The organism is Conexibacter woesei Iso977N, from assembly GCF_000424625.1.
In the GTDB taxonomy this organism is placed as follows: domain Bacteria; phylum Actinomycetota; class Thermoleophilia; order Solirubrobacterales; family Solirubrobacteraceae; genus Baekduia; species Baekduia woesei_A.
This window is the reverse complement of record NZ_AUKG01000002.1, coordinates 1,365,347-1,385,818: the sequence shown is the minus strand read 5'-3', so window position 1 is coordinate 1,385,818 and position 20,472 is coordinate 1,365,347. Positions and strand designations below refer to the sequence as shown.

The 20,472-nt window shown below is 71.6% G+C and carries 17 protein-coding genes; 2 read left to right on the top strand and 15 right to left on the bottom strand.

Annotated elements, in window-relative coordinates:
* Positions 1-102 precede the first annotated feature (102 nt).
* Positions 103-2,514 carry a transglycosylase domain-containing protein gene (locus H030_RS0118995; protein WP_196809189.1) on the top strand — a complete coding sequence of 804 codons (2,412 nt, stop codon included), beginning with the start codon at positions 103-105 and terminating at the stop codon, positions 2,512-2,514.
* On the opposite strand, the gene H030_RS33500 is transcribed toward H030_RS0118995, so the two are convergent.
* The 11 genes from H030_RS33500 to H030_RS40495 all read right to left on the bottom strand — a co-directional run bounded on the left by H030_RS33500 (position 2,511) and on the right by H030_RS40495 (position 13,955).
* Positions 2,511-3,113, bottom strand: coding sequence for a DNA-3-methyladenine glycosylase (locus H030_RS33500; protein ID WP_035127976.1), 603 nt, complete (start codon positions 3,111-3,113; stop codon positions 2,511-2,513). The genes H030_RS0118995 and H030_RS33500 overlap by 4 nt on opposite strands.
* A 6-nt stretch (positions 3,114-3,119) precedes the next feature.
* A complete protein-coding gene (argH, locus tag H030_RS0118985) occupies positions 3,120-4,481 on the bottom strand; it encodes an argininosuccinate lyase (protein WP_027007269.1) in 1,362 nt (453 codons plus the stop codon).
* Between the two features lie 178 nt (positions 4,482-4,659).
* Positions 4,660-5,028: a hypothetical protein gene (locus tag H030_RS0118980; RefSeq protein WP_027007268.1), complete on the bottom strand. Its 369-nt coding sequence runs from the start codon at positions 5,026-5,028 to the stop codon at positions 4,660-4,662.
* Between the two features lie 589 nt (positions 5,029-5,617).
* Positions 5,618-6,763, bottom strand: coding sequence for a DegT/DnrJ/EryC1/StrS family aminotransferase (locus H030_RS0118975; protein WP_027007267.1), 1,146 nt, complete (start codon positions 6,761-6,763; stop codon positions 5,618-5,620).
* Positions 6,760-8,361, bottom strand: a complete 1,602-nt coding sequence (gene cimA / locus H030_RS33495; RefSeq protein WP_035127974.1) for a citramalate synthase — start codon at positions 8,359-8,361, stop codon at positions 6,760-6,762. The genes H030_RS0118975 and cimA overlap by 4 nt, the downstream gene beginning before the upstream one ends.
* Positions 8,362-8,481: 120 nt before the next feature.
* Entirely contained in the window at positions 8,482-9,432 is a 951-nt protein-coding gene (locus tag H030_RS0118965; RefSeq protein WP_027007266.1) for a branched-chain amino acid transaminase, read from the bottom strand.
* 14 nt (positions 9,433-9,446) lie between these two features.
* Positions 9,447-10,478, bottom strand: coding sequence for a 3-isopropylmalate dehydrogenase (gene leuB, locus H030_RS0118960; RefSeq protein ID WP_027007265.1), 1,032 nt, complete (start codon positions 10,476-10,478; stop codon positions 9,447-9,449).
* A 59-nt stretch (positions 10,479-10,537) separates the two neighbouring features.
* Entirely contained in the window at positions 10,538-11,338 is an 801-nt protein-coding gene (locus H030_RS33490) for a trypsin-like peptidase domain-containing protein (RefSeq protein ID WP_035127972.1), read from the bottom strand.
* 79 nt (positions 11,339-11,417) lie between these two features.
* Positions 11,418-11,984 (bottom strand): 3-isopropylmalate dehydratase small subunit, encoded by a 567-nt coding sequence (gene leuD, locus H030_RS0118950; protein ID WP_027007264.1) that lies wholly within the window; start codon positions 11,982-11,984, stop codon positions 11,418-11,420.
* Between the two features lie 11 nt (positions 11,985-11,995).
* Positions 11,996-13,342: a 3-isopropylmalate dehydratase large subunit gene (gene leuC / locus H030_RS0118945; RefSeq protein WP_027007263.1), complete on the bottom strand. Its 1,347-nt coding sequence runs from the start codon at positions 13,340-13,342 to the stop codon at positions 11,996-11,998.
* A gap of 19 nt (positions 13,343-13,361) precedes the next feature.
* Positions 13,362-13,955: a helix-turn-helix domain-containing protein gene (locus tag H030_RS40495; RefSeq protein ID WP_051223119.1), complete on the bottom strand. Its 594-nt coding sequence runs from the start codon at positions 13,953-13,955 to the stop codon at positions 13,362-13,364.
* Between the two features lie 250 nt (positions 13,956-14,205).
* On the opposite strand from H030_RS40495, the gene H030_RS33480 reads away from it, so the two are divergent.
* Positions 14,206-15,102: a patatin-like phospholipase family protein gene (locus H030_RS33480; RefSeq protein ID WP_081690936.1), complete on the top strand. Its 897-nt coding sequence runs from the start codon at positions 14,206-14,208 to the stop codon at positions 15,100-15,102.
* On the opposite strand, the gene H030_RS0118930 is transcribed toward H030_RS33480, so the two are convergent.
* From H030_RS0118930 to H030_RS0118915, 4 genes are all read right to left on the bottom strand, one after another.
* The gene (locus tag H030_RS0118930; protein WP_027007262.1) at positions 15,092-16,327 is read right to left on the bottom strand and encodes a LamG domain-containing protein; all 1,236 of its coding nucleotides are present in this window, start codon (positions 16,325-16,327) and stop codon (positions 15,092-15,094) included. The two genes, H030_RS33480 and H030_RS0118930, sit on opposite strands and share 11 nt — an antisense overlap.
* A gap of 95 nt (positions 16,328-16,422) precedes the next feature.
* Entirely contained in the window at positions 16,423-17,658 is a 1,236-nt protein-coding gene (locus tag H030_RS33475) for a M20/M25/M40 family metallo-hydrolase (RefSeq protein ID WP_051223116.1), read from the bottom strand.
* On the bottom strand, positions 17,659-19,287 hold the full coding sequence (locus H030_RS0118920) for a 2-isopropylmalate synthase (RefSeq protein WP_027007261.1): 1,629 nt from the start codon (positions 19,285-19,287) through the stop codon (positions 17,659-17,661).
* Between the two features lie 168 nt (positions 19,288-19,455).
* A complete protein-coding gene (locus H030_RS0118915; RefSeq protein ID WP_027007260.1) occupies positions 19,456-20,460 on the bottom strand; it encodes a zinc-binding dehydrogenase in 1,005 nt (334 codons plus the stop codon).
* Positions 20,461-20,472: the final 12 nt, after the last annotated feature.

The window sequence follows — 20,472 nt, the reverse complement described above, 5'->3', positions numbered from 1 at the left end:
CCGCCGCCATCCGGAACCCTCTCGCTCCCGGCCGTCCGCCGGAGCGCAATGCCCCACCGCCGCCACATGAGCGACTCCCCCGGACCGCCGCATCTCGTTCCCGTGCCCGACCTCCCCGGTCCGGATGCGCCCGTGCGCGCGAACGGGGACGGCGGCGACGGCAGGGGCCCGAGGAAGCCGAACCTCCTGCAGCGCCGCAGGGCGCGCCGCGCGCTGAAGAGGACGCGCGTCAAGAAGCTCCGGCTCGTCGCGATCCTCCTCCCCCTCTTCGCGATCGCCGGCATCTCGACCGTCTTCGGGATGATGATGGCCGTCGCCAGCGACCTGCCGGGCCTCGAGCAGCTGCCCCAGGTCGCCAAGCGCAAGAACTCGACGCTCTACGACGTCAACGGCAAGCGCCTGACGACGCTGACCTCCAACCAGGGCCGGATCATCGTCGGCTCCGACCAGATCGGCGCCTACACCAAGTACGCGGTGATCGCGATCGAGGACCGGCGCTTCTACCAGAACTCCGGCGTCGACCTGCGCGGCATCGGGCGCGCGTTCGTCCAGGACCTCGTCCAGGGCCGCCAGGCCCAGGGCGCCTCGACGATCGCCCAGCAGTTCGTCAAGAACGCGCTCCAGGCGCAGGCCCACCGCACGGTCTTCGAGAAGCTGCGCGAGGCCGCGCTGGCCTACCACCTGACGCGCAAGTGGTCCAAGGACCGGATCCTGACCGAGTACCTCAACTCGGTCTACTTCGGCAACGGCGCCTACGGCATCGAGGCCGCGGCGCGCACCTACTTCGGCTCCGATCCCAACCACCAGGGCTGCGGGATCGGCGGCAGGCCGATGTGCGCCGACCAGCTCACGCCCGCCGAGGCCGCGCTGCTGGCGGGGATCATCGCCTCGCCGTCCGGCTACGACCCGGTCGCGCACTACGACGCCGCGATCAGGCGTCGCAACATCGTCCTAAAGGACATGCTCGACCAGAGGCGGATCACGTACCCGCAGTACCAGGACGCGATCCACGAGCAGTACACCGACAAGCCCAAGCCGCCGGAGATCAAGACCACGCCGGCGAGCGCCGCGTACTTCGTCTCCTGGGTCCGGCAGTCGCTGGTCGACCAGGTCGGCCCGCAGCGCGCGTTCGAGGGCAACCTCCGCGTCCGGACGACGCTGGACACCGACCTGCAGGAGAAGGCGGTCGCGGCGATCAGGCAGAACCTGCAGTGGGCCGGCGGGCCGACCGCGTCGCTGGTCGCGATCGACAACAAGACCGGCGAGGTCCGGGCGATGGTCGGCGGCAGCGACTACGACAAGTCGCCGTTCAACCTCGCCACGCAGGGCCAGCGCCAGCCGGGGTCGTCGATCAAGCCCTTCATCTTGGCCGAGGCCCTGCGCCAGGGCATCTCCCCCGCCGCCGTGCTCCCGTCGCGCAAGCGCGTGTTCAGGGTGAGGGGGTCGAGGGAGCTCTTCGTCGTCAACAACTTCGACAACGAGTACGCCGGCCAGTCAACGATCGCCAATGCTCTGACGTTCTCCGACAACTCGGTGTTCGCCGCGCTGGGCATCAGGGTCGGGACCAGGAAGGTGGCCAGGCTCGCCGAGCGGATGGGGATCCGGACGCCGGTCTCCTCCAACCTCGCGATGACGCTCGGCGGCCTGTCGCAGGGCGTGACGCCGCTCGACATGGCGCACGCCTACGAGACGTTCGCCGCGGGCGGCAAGCGGATCACCGGGACGCTCGGGACCGCCGATTCCGGGCCGGTCGGGATCCACGAGATCGACCGCGCCACCAGCGACGGCACGCTCAAGACCTACAAGAAGAACAAGGTCGTCGGCAAGCGTGTCCTGTCCGCGAAGCTCGCGGCCGAGGAGACGCAGCTGCTGACCGGCCCGGTGAAGTTCGGCACCGCGACGCGCGCGCAGTACGGCGGGTTCGCGGCCGGCAAGACCGGGACGACCGAGAACTCCGGCGACGCGTGGTTCGTCGGCTTCACCGACCGCTGGACGATCGCGGTGTGGGTCGGCTACCCGCAGGGGTTCAGGCCGATGACCACGGAGTTCCAGGGCGGCGACGTCACCGGCGGCACGTACCCGGCGATGATCTGGAGGAGCTTCGTGCTCGGGGCCAACGCGGTGCTCCTCACGCGCAAGAACGACGAGCGCGCGAGGGCCGGGCTGCCGCCGCTGCAGGCCTCGTCGACGGTGCCGTCGACGACCGCGGTGTCGCCGACGGCGGTCCCGCGCGAGGGCGCCGCGCCGCAGGGCTCGGGCACGACGGGCGGATCGACCGGCGGGACCGACGGGTCCAGCCAGGCGCCGGTGCAGACGACGCCGAGGACGACCACGCCGCCGGCCCAGCAGACGCCCGTGACGCCCGCGACGACCACGCCCACGCCGCCCGCCCAGCAGCAGACGACGACGCCGGCGCCGACGACGGGCGGCGGCGACACGGGCGCGGGCGGTGGTGGCGGCACGACCGGAGGCACCGGCGGGACCGGGGCCACCGGCGGGACCGGCGCGGGCTAGCTGGTCTTCTTGAGGGTGTCGCGCAGGCCCGGTGGCCACGGGCGCGACACGTAGCGGGACCCCGCGGCGCTGAAGCGCCACGGCAGGTCGACCGCCTTGGTGATCCCGATGCGCGGTCCGGGGATCAGCGCGACGTCGCGCCAGTCCGGCTCGCGGTCGTGGATCAGGACCGGCCCCTCGTAGAGCGTCGTGTCGTTGAGGTCGAGGTCGATCCCGAGCGCCTGCGTGAGCTTGCCCGGGCCGTTGCAGAGGTCGACGTCGCGCGCCACGCCGCGGCGCTCGCGCATGACCTCGATCCCCTCCAGCGGCTCCAGCGCTCGGATCAGGACGGCGGCGCCGACCTCGCGGTGCTCGCAGACCGCGTTGATCAGCGCGTGGATCCCGTACGAGCGGTAGATGTAGGCCTTGCCCGGATCGCTGAAGAGCACCGACGTGCGCGCGGTCAGCCCGACGTAGGAGTGCGCCGCGGGCTCGCTGTGGTGGTAGGCCTCGGTCTCGACGATCACACCCGCGCAGCCGTCGTACTCGAGCACGCAGCCGACGAGGTCCTGGGCGACCTCCAGGACCGGGCGGTCGTAGAACGCGGCCGGGAGCGCCACGCGCCGCTAGGCGCCCGGGACCGGGGTCGCCCCGGAGAGCACGCTGCGTGCCAGGTCGAGCTGCTCGCGCACGCGCGCCAGCGCGGTCCCGCCCTCCGACGCCTTGGACTCCAGCCACGACGACTGCGCCAGCACCGCGCGCGCGTCCTCGCCCAGCGCGGGGACCGCGACGTCGGCCAGCGACTTGCCGGACTCCACGGACTCGCGGACGAGCCCGGCGATCACGCCGTGCGACTCGCGGAACGGCGTGCCCTGCTTGACCAGGAGGTCGGCGAGGTCGGTCGCGGCGATCAGCTCGTCGGAGGCGGCTTGCGCCATGCGCTCGCGGTCGAAGCGCGCGCCGGCGACCATCCCGGTGGCGGCGGCGAGGCACAGGCGCAGCGTGTCGACGGAGTCGAACAGGTGCTCCTTGTCCTCCTGCAGGTCCTTGTTGTAGGTCAACGGCAGGGCGTGCATCACGCCGTGCAGGGCCTGCAGGTGGCCGACGATCCGGGGCGCCTTGCCGCGCAGCAGCTCGCCCGCGTCCGGGTTCTTCTTCTGGGGCATGATCGAGGAGCCCGACGACCAGGCGTCGGGCAGGACCAGGAACCCGAACTCGCTCGAGGACCACAGGACGATCTCGGCGCCGAGGCGCGAGAGGTGCGTCGCGCAGGTCGCGGCGGCGCTGAGGTAGTCCAGGATGAAGTCGCGGTTGGCGACCGAGTCGACCGAGTTGGGCGTGACGTCGGTGAAGCCGAGGTCGCGCGCGACGGCGCGGCGGTCGGTGTCGAAGTTCACGCCCGCCAGCGCGCCGGCGCCGAGCGGCATGACCGAGCACGCGCGCTCGACGGCGGCGAAGCGCGCGCGGTCGCGGGCGGCCATCCAGAACCAGGCGAGCAGGTGGTGCGAGAGGTAGACCGGCTGGGCGCGCTGGAGGTGCGTGTAGCCGGGGAGCGCCCAGTCGAGGTGGCGTTCGGCGGTCTCGACGAGCGTCGACATGTAGGTGTCGAGCATCGCCTGGGCTTGGCGCGCCGCGTCGCGGGTGAACATCGTGACGTCGGTGACGACCTGGTCGTTGCGCGACCGCGCCGTGTGCAGCTTGCCGCCGGGGCGCCCGGCGATCTCGGTCAGCCGCCGCTCGACGGCCATGTGGATGTCCTCGTCGTCGGGCTCGAACGGGAACGTCCCGTCGCGAAGTTCCCCTTCAACGTGGTCCAGGCCGGTGAGGATCGCGTCCCGGTCGGCGTCCTCGATGATCCCCTGCGCGGAGAGCATCTTCGCGTGCGCGCGCGACTGCGCGACGTCATGCGGCCACAAGCGCTGGTCGAAGCCCAGCGACGTGTTCATCTCCCGGAACGCGGGATCCTGCGGTTCGGCGAAGCGCGACATCGCGCCGGAGTCTATGGAGGTCAGCCGGAGGCCGACGGCGTGGTGTGGCGCCCGCACCCGTGGATGCAGGGGGTCGCCCGGCCGCGCCGCAAATGCTGGTGGCCTTCGCAAGCGGCCGGGTGACCCCCTGCGCCGCGGGGCGGCCGCCACACCGCGGCGAACGGCTCCGGCTGGCCTCCTAGGTGCGACCGAGCGACTGCGCGATCTGGGCGACCTGGGTCGCCAGCGCGAAGCCGAGGATGTAGAGCGACAGGCCCCAGCCGACCCAGGCGCGGGAGCCGGTGCCGTAGAAGCGATGGTCGCGCTCGCGATGGTCGACGACCGCGGCGACGAGCAGGCAGACGAGGCCACCGGCCATCAGCGACCACGGCGCCCAGCCGGCGATCAGGTACCGCGGATCCGGGTGGAACTCGGCGGCGATGCCGGCGACGACGTTGTGCCACAGCAGGATCGGCAGCCCCAGCATCCCGGCGAAGCCGACCGCACCGGTCCACCGAGCGCGGCGCCGAGCCTCCTGCTCGCTCTGCGCTCTGCTGCCGGCCGACATGCCGCGGCATGCTCCCACGCTCCGCGAGCGCCGTCAGGCCAGGATGTCCGCGAGGCGCGCGGGTCAACGGTGCATTTGGGTTCGCAGGGAGCCCAAATGCACCGTTGAGGTTGGTGTCCACCGTCCGCGCGCTTCCGCCGCGCGCGATCGCGCGGAGCGGAACGCGCGGTGGTGACGGAGACGGCGACGGCACCGCGACGAGAGACATCGGTTGCCGGGGCGCTGGCGAAGCCGCGACGACGGTCGCGGACACCGACGCCGGGAGCTCCGGAGCGACGGGACCGCGTGGAGCGAGAAACGCGCTGCCGCAGTGGGTGACGGCGAGAACACCGACGGTGGGAGTGTCGTGGCAAGTGAGATCGGTTGCCACGGCGTCCGCGGGGCCAGGTGCGACAACCGCGGACGGGAAGTTCGCGGTGCCCGGGGCTTGGTCGCCGTGTGTCGCGAGAGACGCGCTGCTGCGGCGGAGGACGGCCTGAAACGTCGACGGTGGGAGTGCCGCGGGTTGGAGATTGGTGGCGGGACCGTGGGAACGGCCGCGGACGCGAGCGCCCGCGGTGGCGCGGGCGCTCGGGGCCGTGTGTGCCGATCAGGTCAGGATGGTGGTGAGCGTCGTTGCTACGCGCTCTACCTGGGACTGGGTCATCTGCGGGAAGAAGGGCAGCGCCAGCGAGCGGGAGGCGATGTCTTCGGTGATGGGGAACTGGCCTTCGCGGTAGCCGAAGGTGTCCTGGTAGTAGGACATCAGGTGGACGGCGGGCAGGTAGGGCTTGGCCGAGACTCCCTGCGACCGCAGTGCGTTGATGACGTCGTCGCGGGTTGGCCCGTCGCGGGGCACCTGGATCGTGAAGACGAACCAGCCGCGCTTGTCGCCCTCGTGGCGCGCGCCGTCGCGGCAGGGCAGCTGCAACCCGCGCTCCTGCTCAAGATCCGCGAGCGCTTCGTAGTACCACGCGGCCACCTGCGCCCGGGCGGCGAGCATGGCGTCCAGCCGGCCCATCTGCGCAATGCCGACCGCGCAGGCGATGTCGCTCAGGCGGTAGTTGAAGCCCAAGCGATCATGGTCGAGCCAGTCCATGTTGGGCGCCCGGCCCTGGTTGCGCTCGGAGTCGACCATGACCTTCATGTCGGGATCGCCCATCGTGAGCATCCCGCCCTCGCCGGTCGCGAGCTGCTTGTTGGGGTAGAACCCGAAGATCGCCGGATTCCCACGCGCGCCGACCATCGGGCCGTCGTAGTGCTGCGCGCCGAGGCCCTCGGCGGCGTCCTCGACGATCGGCAACCCCATCGCCTCGAACGCCGGCAGGTCGGCCGGGTAGCCGAAGATGTGCACCGGCTCGATCGCGGCGGTGCGGTCGGTGATCGCCGCCCGCGCCGCCTCCGGATCCAGGTTCAACGTCACCGGGTCGATGTCGGCGAACACCGGCTTGGCGCGCTCGTAGACGGCCGCGTTCGCGCTCGCCACGAACGTGAACGGCGAGGTGATCACCTCGGTCCCGTCGGTCACCCCGACCGCGCGCATCGCCAGATGCAGCGCGGTCGTCCCGGACGACACGGCCGAAGCGCACGTCGCGCCGATGTGCTCGGCGAACAGGCGCTCGAACTCCGGCACCCGCGGTCCCAAAGACAGGAACCCGGACCGCAGCACCTCGAGGACCGCGGCCTCCTCCTCGGGCCCGATCACCGGCTTGGCGATCGGGATCACGTCGAGCTCCTCGCGCGAGTCGGCGCTCACGACGGCGCCTCCGCCCCGCTCCTGCGCCGCCGCGCGGCGCCCTGCTCCGCGAACGCGAGCGAGTCGACCAACGCCTGCCACGACGCCGCGATCACGTTCTCGTGCACGCCCGTCGAACCCCAGACCGCCGACCCATCCGAAGCATCGATGAACACCCGCGTGACCGCGTCGGTCCCGTGCGCCTCGTCCAGGATCCGGACCTTGAAGTTCACCAACTCGACCGACGCCAGGTGCGGGTGGACCTGCACGATCGCGGCGCGCAGCGCGGCGTCCAGCGCGTTGACCGGGCCGTTGCCCTCCGCGGTCTGCACGTAGCGCTCGCCGTCGAGCCAGACCTTCACGGTCGCCTCGGTCTCGACCTTCCCGTCGGCGCGCTGCTCGACGATCACCCGCCAGGACTCCAGCCGGAACAGCGGCTCGTAGTCGCCGGCCTCCTGGCGCAGCAGCAGCTCGAACGACCCGTCGGCCGCCTCGTACTGATAGCCCTGGTGCTCGAGATCCTTGACGCGCTCGACGACCCGTGCCGCGGCCGCGTCGTCCATCGCGATCCCCGCGGCGGACGCCTTTTCCAAGATGGTGTGCTTGCCCGCGAGCTCGGACACCAACAACTCGCGCTCGTTGCCCACGAGCTCCGGCGCGTTGTGCTCGAAGGTCGACGCGTCCGCCCGGACGCCCGCCACGTGCAGCCCGCCCTTGTGCGCGAACGCGCTGCGCCCGACCCACGCCGCGGCCGGGTCCGGGTTCTGGTTGAGCAGCTCGTCGACGAAGTGCGCGATCTCGGTCAGCCTCGTCAGCCGCTCGGCCCCGATCAAGTCATAGCCCAACGGCACCTGGAGGTTGGCGATCAACGTCACCAGGTTGGCGTTGCCGGTCCGCTCGCCGATGCCGTTCATCGTGCCCTGGACCTGCGTCGCGCCCTCGGCCACGGCGGCCAGCGAGTTGGCGACCGCGACCTCCATGTCGTTGTGGCAGTGGATGCCCACCAGGATCTCGGAGCCCAGCTGCTCGCGCACCGCGCGCGTCGCCGCGCCGATCTGGTGCGGCAGCGACGACCCGTTGGTGTCGCACAGCACGACGCGCTCGGCGCCCGCGACCGCCGCGGCGCGCAGGCAGGCGACGCTGTACTCGGGGTCCTCACGGAACGAGTCGAAGAAGTGCTCGGCGTCGTAGATCACGCGCTTGCCCGCACCGACCAGGAACGCGACGGAGTCCCGGATCAGCTCCAGGTTCTCCTCGGGCGTGACGCGCACCACCTTCTCCAGGTGCAGCCGCCACGTCTTGCCGACGATCGTGCAGACCGGCGCGAAGCACTCCGCCAGGATCTGCAGCGCCGGGTCGTCCTCGGCGGCGACGTCGCGCCGGCGCGTCATCCCGAACGCGGCGATCTGGGAGTGCGTCAGCTGCTCGCCCGCGAGCAGCTCGAACAGCTCCAGGTCCTTGGGGTTGGAGCCGGGGAAGCCGGCCTCGATGAGGTCGACGCCGAGCTCGTCCAGCTTGCGGACGACGCGCACCTTCTCGGCGGCAGTGAGGGACATGCCCTCGCCCTGCATGCCGTCGCGCAGGGTGGCGTCGTAGGTCTCGATCTTCTTCGGGGTCATGCTGATGTCCTTGATGGTGGTCTAGCAGGTCGGGAACGCGCTGAACGCGGCACGGCGCGCCCCCGGGAACCCCGGGGCACGTGGCGTGCCGCTAGCGAATTCGCCGACCCGCCCCCAGCATCAGGAAGCAGCGACCTCGGAGAAGTGGTGCGCGGGAACCGGGTCCAGCCAGTGCGCGTAGCGGTCGGAGCGGCCGTGCAGCGCGTCCTCGAACGCGGTCTGCACCGCGCGCGTGACCTCGCCCGGGCGGCCGGTGCCGATCGTGTGGTCGTCGACCTCGCGGATCGGCGTCAGCTCGGCGGCGGTGCCGGTGCAGTACAGCTCGTCGGCCAGGTACAGCTCGGCGCGCGCGAGCTGGCGCTCGATGACCTCGAAGCCGAGATCCTGAGCGATCTGGATCACCGACCTGCGGTTGATCCCGTCGAGCAGCGAGCTGCTCAGCGGCGGCGTGTAGATCTTGCCGTCGCGGACGATGAAGAGGTTCTCGCCTGTGCCCTCGCACACGTAGCCGTGGTCGTCGAGGAGGATCGCCTCCTCGTAGCCGGACTTGTGCGCCTCGACCTTCGCCAGGATCGAGTTGAGGTACTGGCCGGTCGCCTTGGCCTGGGGGATCAGCGAGTCCGGCGAGATCCGGCGCCACGACGAGACGCGCGCGCGGATGCCGTTGGCCTTGCCCTCGTCGCCGAGGTAGCTGCCCCACTCCCAGACGGCGATCGACACGTCGACCGGCGCCTCCAGCGGGAACAGGCCCATCGTCCCGTAGCCGCGGTAGACCAGCGGGCGGATGTAGCAGGAGCGCAGGCGGTTGCGGCCGATCAGCTCCAGCGTGGAGTCGCGCAGCTGCTCGGCGGTGAACGGGATGTCCATGTAGTACATGGACGCCGACTGGAACAGGCGGTTGACGTGCTCCTGGTGACGGAAGACCGCCGGGCCGTGCGACTCGGTGTCGTAGCAGCGCACGCCCTCGAAGACGCCCGTGCCGTAGTGGAGTCCGTGCGTGAGCACGTGGACCTTGGCGTCCTCCCAGGCGACGAAGTCGCCGTTCATCCAGATGAGGTCCGCGGTCTGCACAGCTCAGCTTCTCCTTACAGCGCGGCGAGCACGGCCTGCGTGGCCTCTGCGGTGCTCGCCGTCCCACCGAGGTCCCGGGTCCGGAGCCCGTTGTCGAGCGCCTGGTCCACGGCCGATTCTAGGGTGCTGGCCTCGGAATCCAAGTTCAGGCCGTGCCGGAGCAGCATCGCGGTCGACAGGAACATCGCAAGCGGGTTGGCGATCCCCTGGCCGGCGATGTCCGGCGCCGAGCCGTGGACGGGCTCGAACAGGCCGGGGCCGTCGGGGTTGCCGACCGACGCAGACGGGAGCATCCCGATCGAGCCGGTGAGCATCGCGGCCTCGTCGGAGAGGATGTCGCCGAACATGTTGTCGGTGACGATGACGTCGAAGGACGTGGGGTTGCTGACGAGCTGCATCGCCGCGTTGTCGACCAGGACGTGCTCGAGCGGGATGTGGCTGAACTCGCGCTGGTGGACGTCGATGACGACCTCGCGCCAGAGGCGGGAGACCTCCAGGACGTTGGCCTTGTCGACGCTCGTGACCTTCGTGCGCGCGGCCTGGAAGGCGGAGCGGGCGATCCGCTCGATCTCCTCGCGCGAGTAGATGTTGAGGTCGCTCGCGGAGTCCTGCGTGCGGGTCTTCTCGCCGAAGTAGATGCCGCCGGTGAGCTCGCGGACGACCAGCAGGTCGGTGCCCTCGATGATCTCGCGGCGCAGCGGGCTCGCGTCGTAGAGCGCGGGCAGCGGGCGGACCGGGCGCAGGTTCGAGTAGAGCTGCAGGCCCTTGCGCAGGCCGAGCAGGCCCTGCTCGGGGCGTGGCCTGTTGGGGTCCGTGGTGTCCCACTTGGGGCCGCCGACGGCGGCGAGGAGGACGGCGTCCGCGGACTTCGCGGCGGCGAGCGTCTCGTCGGTGAGGGCCGTGCCGTGCGCGTCGATGGAGGCGCCGCCGAAGACGTGCTCCTCGATCTCGACGTCGGCGACGAAGCGCTTCAGGATGTCGACGGCGGGCGCGAGGATCTCGGGCCCGATGCCGTCGGCGGGGAGGGTGACGATGCGAGTGGCCATGCGGGGCGCCACGATATACGCGGCGCCCCGTCAGATGACCTGCGGTGCGGTGCTGCGGCCTAGAAGGGAAGCCCGCCCCTGAACGCCTCGGTGCCGTTGACGAGCGTGAGGTCCGGGAACCCGTGGGCGCGGGCGTACGCGATCTCCCTGCCGATGTCGCCGACGCCGTTGGACAGCGGCAGCGGCGCGATCGCCACCGTGCTGAGGATGCCGAGCGCCCGGCCGTCGCCGTTGAGGAACGCGGAGCCCGAGTCGCCGGGGATGCCGGGGGTCAGCGTGTAGAGGCTGTAGGACCAGCCGCCAGCGCTGACCTGCACGACCTTGCCGCGCTTGGGGCTGAGCTGCGTGATGCCCTGGCGCAGCTCGGAGTTCCCGTAGGAGTACACGTCGTCGAGCGCCGCGGCGGTGCCGACGCCGGTCGGTCCGCCCCACTTCGGGATCGACGGGTTCGTGTTGGCCACGTCGGACGGGTCGAGCTTGATCAGCGCGAGGTCGTTGTACTGGCACGTCTCGCCGTCGGTCGTGCCCGACGACTGCATCGACAGCCACGAGTTGTAGGCCAACTTGCCCTCGACCCTGGCGCCGGTGACGTCGACGTCGGTGCCGATGGGCAGCGATGCCGACGTGCAGCCGTTGGTGTCGGTCGAGCTGCCCGTGCCGGAGCAGTGCGCGGCCTGGCCGAGGTAGGTGTCGGATCCGTTGGTGAACACGAAGTTCGCCGTGCACTGCGCGCCAGCGGTGAACGTCTGGACACCGGGATGGACGGGAGCGGTCGATGCGGGCGCCCACGCGGACGCTGCGGACGGCGCGATCGCCATCGCGGCAACCGTGGCAGCGGTCGCCAGAAGACGTCGGGACAAGGCTTCTCTCCTCCTGCTGGTTTGCGTTGCGGTGGTGCAGGAGCTGCAACGAGCAGGAGGAGCAGAACTTGCGGTGCGGCTAGGCCGAGGCGAGCGCCTTCGTGTCCGGGCCCGACCGCTGGCGGTCGGCTTCGTAGGTGTCGATGAGGTCGACCTGCTGCAGCGTCAGGCTGATGTCGTCGAGGCCGTTGAGGAGGCGGTGCTTGATCTCGGGGTCGATGTCGAAGGTCGCCGAGCCGCCGTCCCAGCGGACCTCCTGGGCGGCGAGGTCGACCTGAGCGTGGCCGGCGGCGGCGATCGCGTCGACCTCCTCGCGGCTGAGCTCGACGGGCAGCACGCCGTTCTTGGTGCAGTTGTTGCGGAAGATGTCGGCGAAGTTGACCGCGACGATCGCCTGGAACCCGTAGTCCTTCAGGGCCCACGGCGCGTGCTCGCGCGAGGAGCCGCAGCCGAAGTTCACGCCGGTGACGAGGATCGGGTTCGGCGGGATGTCGACCCCCTTCGCCCGCCACTCGTGGAAGCAGAACTCGCCGAAGCCCGTGCGCTCGATCCGCTTCATGTAGCGCGCGGGGATGATCTGATCGGTGTCGATGTCATCGCGCATCAGCACGGTCGTCGGACCGGTGATCGTCTCGATGGCGTCCATTGCTCTGACTCCTAGTTCCAGTCGCGGATGTCGACGAAGTGGCCGGCGATCGCCGCGGCGGCGGCCATCTCGGGGCTGACGAGGTGGCTGCGGGCGCCGCGGCCCTGGCGCCCCTCGAAGTTGCGGTTCGAGGTCGAGGCGACCCGCTCGCCCGGCGCCGCGACGTCCGGGTTCATGCCCAGGCACATCGAGCAGCCGGCCTCGCGCCAGTCGAAGCCGGCGGACTTGAAGACCTCGTGCAGGCCCTCGGCCTCGGCCTGCGCCTTGACCTGCTGCGAGCCCGGGACGACCATCGCGGTGACGCCCGCGGCGACCTTGTGGCCGTCGAGCATCGACGCGGCGGCGCGCAGGTCGCCGATCCGGCTGTTCGTGCACGAGCCGATGAACACGCGGTCGAGCTTGATGTCGGTCATCGGCGTGCCGGGCTCCAAGGCCATGTACTCGAGCGCGCGCTCGTCGCCCGCGTCCTCGGGCGTGGGCACCGCGTCGGCGACGCCGACGACCATCTCCGGCGTCGTGCCCCACGTGACCTGCGGGCTCAGCGCGGCGGCGTCGACGACCATCTCGCGGTCGAACGTCGCGCCGTCCTCGGTCTTCAGCTGCGCCCACGCCGGGTCGATCGCGACGCCGTGCTCGCGCAGGTAGGCGAACGTGGTCTCGTCGGGCGCGATCATGCCCGCGCGGCCGCCGCCCTCGATCGTCATGTTGCAGATCGTCATGCGGCCCTCCATCGAGATGCTCTCGATCGGCCCGCCGGCGAACTCGACCACGTGGCCGGTCGCGCCGTTGACGCCCATCTGGCCGATCGTGGCCAAGATCATGTCCTTGGGCGTGACGCCCTTGCCGAGCTCGCCCGTGTAGAGGATCCGCATCGACCTGGCCTTCTTCTGGACCAGCGTCTGGGTCGCCAGGACGTGCTCGACCTCGCTCGTGCCGATGCCGAACGCGAGCGCCCCGAAGGCGCCGTGCGTGGCGGTGTGCGAGTCGCCGCAGACGATCGTCATGCCCGGCTGCGTGACGCCGAGCTCCGGCCCGATGACGTGGACGATGCCCTGCTTGTCGGAGCCGAGGCTGTAGATCGGGACGCCGAACTCGGCGCAGTTGGATTCGAGCGCCTCGACCTGCTTGCGGCTCAGCTCGTCCTTGATCAGGCGCGCGACCGGCGTGCCGTCGGTGGGCGTGTTGTGGTCGGCGGTCGCCAGCGTGCGATCCGGGCGGCGGACCGGGCGGCCGGCCATGCGCAGGCCGTCGAAGGCCTGCGGGCTCGTGACCTCGTGGACCAGGTGGAGGTCGATGTAGATCAGGTTGTCGGCGACCTCGTGGGCCGCCCAGATCTTGTCGAACAGGGACTCGGGCATGATGTTGTTGTCCTTGGTGTTAGCTGCGGCGCAGGCCCGCGCTCACGACCGCGAGCAGGCAGGCGTCGCCGGGACCGGGGTTCTCGAAGCGGTGTGCCAGATCGGCGTCGAAGGCGACCGTGTCGCCTTCTTGTAGTTCATGCTCGGCGCCGTCGATGTGCAGGACGACCGTCCCGCGCTCGACGACGGCGATCTCGCGCGAGCCGGGCTCGTGCATCGGCGGGTCGCCTTCGCCGCCCGTGGCCGAGCCGGGCGCCAGCTCGTGGCGCGACAGCTCGGCGCGCTGGCCGGGCATCGGCGGCGTCAGGATCTCGAAGACGTGCCCCGCCGCCCCGCCGCCGCGACGGCGCTCGGCACGGCGGACGATCGAGACGCTGTCGGCCTCGTCCAGACGCAGGAGCTGCGACAGGCGCAGGTCCAGCCCGTTGGCGATCCGGGCGGCGACGGCCAGCGTCGGGCTCGTCTCGCCTCGCTCGACCTGCGACAGCATCGGCGCCGAGACGCCGGACCGCTCGGCCAGATCACGCAGGCTGAGATCCATCGCCTCACGCAGCGCCCGCACCCGCGGGCCGATCTGGATCTGCTGGTCGAGCTGCTGGTCGGCGACGGCCATGGCGAGGGGCGTACGTTATCACGTACAAACGTCTGCTGGGTAGGTTTGGCGGCGGACGCGGGGCTGAGGCGTCGGCGGCCAGACGGTTGGCGGTGGCGGAGCCGGCAACGATTCAAGACCGGTTACCACCACGCCGGAAGGGCCCGCAACGACGGCCGCGGACGCCAACGCCCGCAGCGCCCAAACCGATCGCAGTCGTGTGTACCGAGGAGCGAGGAACTCGGGGGCGTGGCGCGGCTAGGCTGGCGGTATGGCCTCAGCGTTGCTTCGGCCCGATGTTCTCGTGCTCGCCGGTGGTGGGGTTGTTGGTGAGGCTTGGATGAATGGGGTTCTCGGCGGGATCGAGGATGGGGGTGGCGCGGACTTCACCGAGGTGGAGTCGTATGTCGGCACGAGCGCCGGGTCGATCGTTGCGGCGCGGTTGGTGTCGGGGCGCAGGCCGCGGCGGCCGGAGGATCGCTTGCCGAGTGAGCTGGCTGAGGCTGAGCCGGAGATCGCGCGTCGAGGGGTGCGGGGTGTCGCGACGGGAGCCGCGAAGGTCGGGTTCGCCTTCGGCGCTCCGGTGGCGAGCGCCGCGCTGGCCGTCTCCGCGCCGGTCGGTGCGGTCGCGCGCGGGGCGATCCTGCGGCGGGCGGGAGATCGCGGGTTGCGCCTGGATCAGCTGGAGGGGCGCATCGCCAAGTGGGCGCCGCGGTTCGATGGACGCCTACGGGTCTGCGCGGTCGATCGCGGGTCGGGCAAGCGCGTGGTCTTCGGCGCGCCCGGATCGCCACACGCCCAGGTGCCCGAGGCGGTTGCCGCCTCGTGCGCAATCCCGTTCTACTTCAAGGCCGTCACGATCGGCGACCGCGAGTACGTCGACGGCGGCGCGTGGTCGGTGTCGAACCTCGACGCCGCCCCGGCCGGACGCGAGTCGGCCGTCCTCTTCCTCCACCCCACCGCCGCGCTGACCCAGCCGTGGGCCAAGGCGTTCCGGCTCGCGACCGAGCTGGAGCTGCAGCAGCTGCGCCGCCGCGGCGCCCAAGTCCTCCATGTCGCTCCGGACGCCCGGGCGTCCACCGCCATCGGCGGCCGCTTCATGGACCCCGCGCGCATCGGCAGCGTGCTCGCCGCCGGCTACGCGCAGGGGCGCCGGCTCACCTCTTGACGACGGTGATCGCGGCCGCAGCGCAGTCGCCACGGCCCCAGACGGCGACCGACACCTTGCCCCTGGACCTGGGCTTGAACTTCAACTTGGCCCTGCCGTCCCGCGCGGTCTTCGCCGACGCGAGCTTCTTCTTGCTGCTCACGTAGCGCGCGACGACCTTCACACTCTTCAGCGGCCTGCCGCGCAGCCGGACCTTGACGGTCAGCGACGTCGCGCGCCCCAGCTTCAGCGTCTTGCGCGCCGGTGAGATCACGCACGCACGCACGGGCGCGTTGGGCCGCGGCGCGGTCTGCGTGACGCCGGGCCTGGCGTTCGTGATCGACGTCAACGACTGGCCATCCACCGCCGGGGTCAGCACCGGGCGTGACGCGGGCGCGTCGCCCTGGCTCTCGGCCTGCGTCGCCGTCGGGACCGGCTGGTTCGTGCTGCCGCCGTCGGTCGGCGGCGTGACCGGCGGCGCCAGCGCGGCGTCCGACAGCTGGCCGACGAAGTCCGCCGCCAGCGGGCCGCGCCAGATCCGGAGCAGGTCGAGGTCGCCGGTCAGCGGCAGCGCGCACGTGCCCTGGTAGGTGCCGAAGTAGGTGTCGGGCGTGGTCAACCCATAGGCGATGGTCACCGCCGCCGGCTGCGGAGCGCCGACCGGCCGGCCGTCGACGTAGAGCCGGACCGTCGAGCCGTCGAAGACGCCGGCGACGTGGTGCCACTGGCCGTTCCAGACGTCGGACGGCATCGCCGTCGGCGTCACGCGGTAGTTCGAGCCGTTGTACACGTAGAACGCGATCCCGCCCGCCCTGCCGGTGTAGAGCCCGTAGGACGAGGCCTCGCAGTTCTGCGCGCCGCGGGAGATGATGTAGCGGTACTCGCCGGGGCTCTGGTCGGCGCGCACGACCGCCTCGACGGTCAGCGTCGCCGGCGCGAGCTGGTCGGCGGTCGGCAGGCGCACGAACGAGTCGTCGGCGAAGCGCAGCGCGCCGCCCGACTCGCCGGCGATCCGCGCCGGGTCCTGCGGGTCCGCGGCCGTGGACGCGCCCAGGCGGCCGTCCAGCCCGTAGGGGCCGTCGTCGATCGCGGTCTGGCCACCGGCCTCGTCGAAGCGCCACTGCCCGACGACGGCGCTCGGATCCGCGGCGGCGGTCGTCGCGGCGATGAGCAGCGCGATCAGCGCCACCAGCGCGACGAGCGGCACCCGCGCCGCGCGCCCGCGCTTGCCCCCTAGGTCCTGCATGGTTCCCCCAAGCCGAGATGCTGCCTACCGACTGCAAAAGTACTCGGTCACGCGGCGTTCACAACCGGCCGCCCTGGCCGGTCGTCCAGGTCGCTTCATGCCGCATAGGCAGGATCCGCGGCGAACCGCGGGAACCCCGCGATCACGTCCGCCAGGATCCGCGCGCAGACCCCCAGATCGGCTAGGGCGACGCGCTCGTCGACCGCGTGGGCGACGTCGATCCCGCGCGGCCCGAGCATCACCGTCGGGACGCCCGCCGCCGCGTAGAGGCGCATGTCGGCGCCCCACGGAACGCCGGCCGCGCGCGCCGGCCGGCCGAGCTGCGCGGTCACCGACGACAGCACGCACTGCGCGAGCGCACCGCGTTCCGGAGTGGTCGCGGACTCGAAGACGCCGCCGGTCCAGGCGATGTCGATCGGCCATCCGTCCTTCGCGGCAACCGCCGCCACCGCGTCCTCGATCGCCGCCCGCGCGGTGTCCAGCGACTCGCCGACGCGGACCGGCGCGCGGCCCTCGAAGACCACGCGGTCCGGGACCGACGACGACCACTCGCCGCCCGCGATCTTGCCCACGACCAGCGGGTAGGGCAGCGGCAGCACGGCCATCAGCGGATGGGCGACGTCGGTGTTGTAGGCGCGCTCGACCGCCGCCAGCGCGGCGTGGACCTTCACGTAGCGGTCGATCGCCGAGACGCCGTGCAGCCGCTCGGCCGCGTGCGCCGCCACGCCGTGCACCGTGCCGGTGAAGGTGACCGTGCCCGCCTGGGCGCAGACGACGTCGAAGCCGGTCGGCTCCGGGATCACGCAGCCGTCGAACGCCGCGTCGCGCTGGAGCATCGCGAAGGCGCCGAGGCCGCCGTCCTCCTCGGAGGCGACGACGTGCAGCACCGCGTCGCTCGGCCCCGCGGCCGCGAGCGCGTGCAGCGCCGCGGCGACGCCGCCCTTCATGTCGGCGCTGCCGCGCCCGTGGACGAAGCCATCGACAACGGCGCCCGACCACGGCCCGCCGTGCTGCCAGGGCACCGTGCCCACGCCGACGACGTCGATGTGCCCGCACAACGCCAGCCGCGGGCCGCCGGCGCTGGGCGCTTCGCGCGGCGTCACGACCAACCCGTACAACTCGGTCCGCCCCTCCGCCTCCTCGCCCGGGTAGTCCGGATGCGCGCGCAACGCCGCGAGGTCGTGTGCCACCAGCTCCGCGCGCAAACCCAACCCGCGCGCCAGCTCCGCGCAGCGCTCCAGCGCCGCCCGCTCGTCGCCCGTCAGCGACGGCACCCGGACCAGCTCCGCGGCGGTCGCACCGACCGCCGCGTCGCTGAGCAGGTCCTGCATCTACGGCGTCTGGGTCGCGAGCTGCTCGGCGTCGCCGACCGCGGCCTGCGCCTTGCTGACCGCGTTGCCGAGCGCGCGCACGTAGGCGATCGCCGACGCCTCGATGACGTCGGTCGTCACCGCCTGGCCCGCGCCGGTCACGCGCGCGCCCGTGAGAACACCCGGCGTGTCGTGCTTGACCGCGTCCTCGGGCGACCCGAGCTCCACGACGACCGACACCTCACCCAAAGCGTCCTGCCCGCCGGTCACCGCGTCGATCCGGAACTCCCGGAGCCGCGCGTCGATCTTCGTCGCGCTGTTGATCGCACGGAAGATCGCGTCGACCGGCCCGTCGCCGTTGAACGAGCCCTCGACGACCTCGTCGTCGGGCGTGCGCACCGCGACCCTCGCGAACGGCGGGCGCCGGTTGGAGGCCTCGACCTCGAACCACTCCAGCGCGTAGCCGCCGCGCGCCTCGCTGCGCAGCTCGTCGGTGACGAGCGCCTCGAGGTCCATCGCCGTGACCTGCTTCTTGCGGTCGGCGACCTCCTTGAAGCGCTCGAAGGCCTGCTTGAGCTGGGCGCCGTCGATCGGGTAGCCGAGCTCCTCCAGCGCGTTCTTCAGCGCCGCGCGCCCGGAGTGCTTGCCGAGCACGAGCGAGTTGGCGTCCAGGCCGACCGACCTGGCGTCCATGATCTCGTAGGTCTCGCGCGCCTTCAGGACGCCGTCCTGGTGGATGCCGGACTCGTGCGCGAACGCGTTGCGCCCGACGATCGCCTTGTTGGGCTGCACCGCGTAGCCCGTGAGCCGCGAGACCAGCCGCGACGTGCGCGCGATCTCGGTCGTCACCGCGCCGGTCGTGTAGCCGAGGCGATCCCTGCGCGTGTGCAGGAGCATGATCAGCTCCTCCAGCGACGCGTTGCCCGCGCGCTCGCCGATGCCGTTGACCGCGCACTCGAGCTGCCGCGCGCCCGCGCCCAGGCCGGCCAGCGAGTTGGCGACGGCCAGCCCGAGGTCGTCGTGGCAGTGGACCGACAGGACCGCCCTGCGCAGGTCCGGTACCAGCTCATACAACTTGGTCAGGAAGCCCGCGAACTCGTCGGGCGTCGCGTAGCCGACGGTGTCCGGGATGTTGATCGTCGTCGCGCCCTCGTCGAGCGCGATCTGGAGCACCTCGGCGGTGAACTCGATGTCGGACCGCGTCGCGTCCATCGGCGAGTACTCGACGTCCTCGCAGAGCCCGCGCGCCTGCGCGACCGACGCCCGGGCCAGGCCCTTGACGTCCTCGCGCGTGGACTGCAGCTGGTGCTCGATGTGGATGTCGGACGTCGAGAGGAACGTGTGGATCCGAGGTCGCTCGCTTTCGCGGATCGCCTCCCACGCTCGATCGATGTCGGAGGCGTTGGCCCGAGCAAGCCCGCAGATGACCGGGCCCTGGACCTCCTGCGCGATCGTCCGGACCGCGTCGAAGTCGCCGGGCGAGGCGATCGGGAAGCCGGCCTCGATGATGTCGACTCCGAGCCGGGCGAGCTGCTGGGCGATCTCGAGCTTCTCGGCGGTGTTGAGCGAGATGCCGGGCGACTGCTCGCCGTCGCGCAGCGTCGTGTCGAACAGCAGGACGCGGTTCGGGTCTTCAGGGATCAAGGACATGTCGTTGCTTCTCCGTTCTCAGGTGGCTCGGGTTCGCTTCTTCAGACTGGTTCGCGGCTTCGGGCGGCCGCCACGCACAGCTAATCCCCCTAGCGGGGGAGGAGAAGAAGTCGAAGGTCGAGCAAGCGGAACGACATGCGATTCGCGCCCGAGCCTAGCAGCCTTCGGCTACGGCACCAAGACGACCTTGCCGACGTTCTCGCGGGCGGCGATGATCCCGTGGGCGCGGCCCGCCTCGGCGAACGGCACCGCCTCGTGGACGACCGGCACGATCGTGCCGTCGGCCAGCGCGTCGGACAGCGGCGCGATCCACGGCTCCAGCGACCCGCGGTCGTCCCACAACCGCAACATGTTGAGCCCGATCACGGCCTTGCTGTCGCTCATCTGCTTCATGAGGTTGAACCCGCGCAGCATGCGCAGCGCCTGGGGCGCGGCGGTCCGGATCGACCTCGTCTCCCCCCTCGTGACCGACGACGCGCCGTAGGCGACCAGCCGCCCGCCGGGGCGCAGCAGGTCGTAGGAGATGTTGAAGGACTTGCCCCCGATCGCGTCGAGGATCACGTCGTAGGGACCGAGCCCGCGCCACCAGTTGTCGCGGCGGTAGTCGATCGCGCGGTCGCAGCCCAGCTCGGCCAGCCGTCCGTGCTTGCCCAGCGATGCGGTCCCGTGGACCTCGGCGCCCGCGCGCTTGGCCAGCTGCAGCGCCGCGATCCCGACGCCGCCGGCCGCGGCGTTGACGAGCACCCGCTCGCCGGCCTGCAGCGAGCCGTAGCCGTGCAGCGCGGCCCACGCGGTCGCGTAGTTGACGGGGATCGCCGCGCCCTGCTCGAAGCTCAGCGACTCCGGCAGCGGGATCGCGTCGGCCGCCGCGACGTCGACGATCTCCGCGTAGCCGCCGAAGCGCGTCCCGGCCATCACGCGCTCGCCGACGCGCGCGGCGTCGACGCCCGAGCCGACCGCCGTGATCGTCCCCGCGACCTCGTAGCCGACGACCATCGGCGGCTTCGGCGCGTCCTCGTAGAGCCCGACGCGCGCCATCGTGTCGGCGAAGTTCACGCCCGCGGCCTTCACCGCCACCGTCACCCGTCCTGGCCCCGGCGCGGCCGGATCGGGACGCTCCTGCACCTGCAGGACCGACAGGTCGCCGTGCTTGGTGATCACCACTGCTCGCATAGTGCGAGCGGA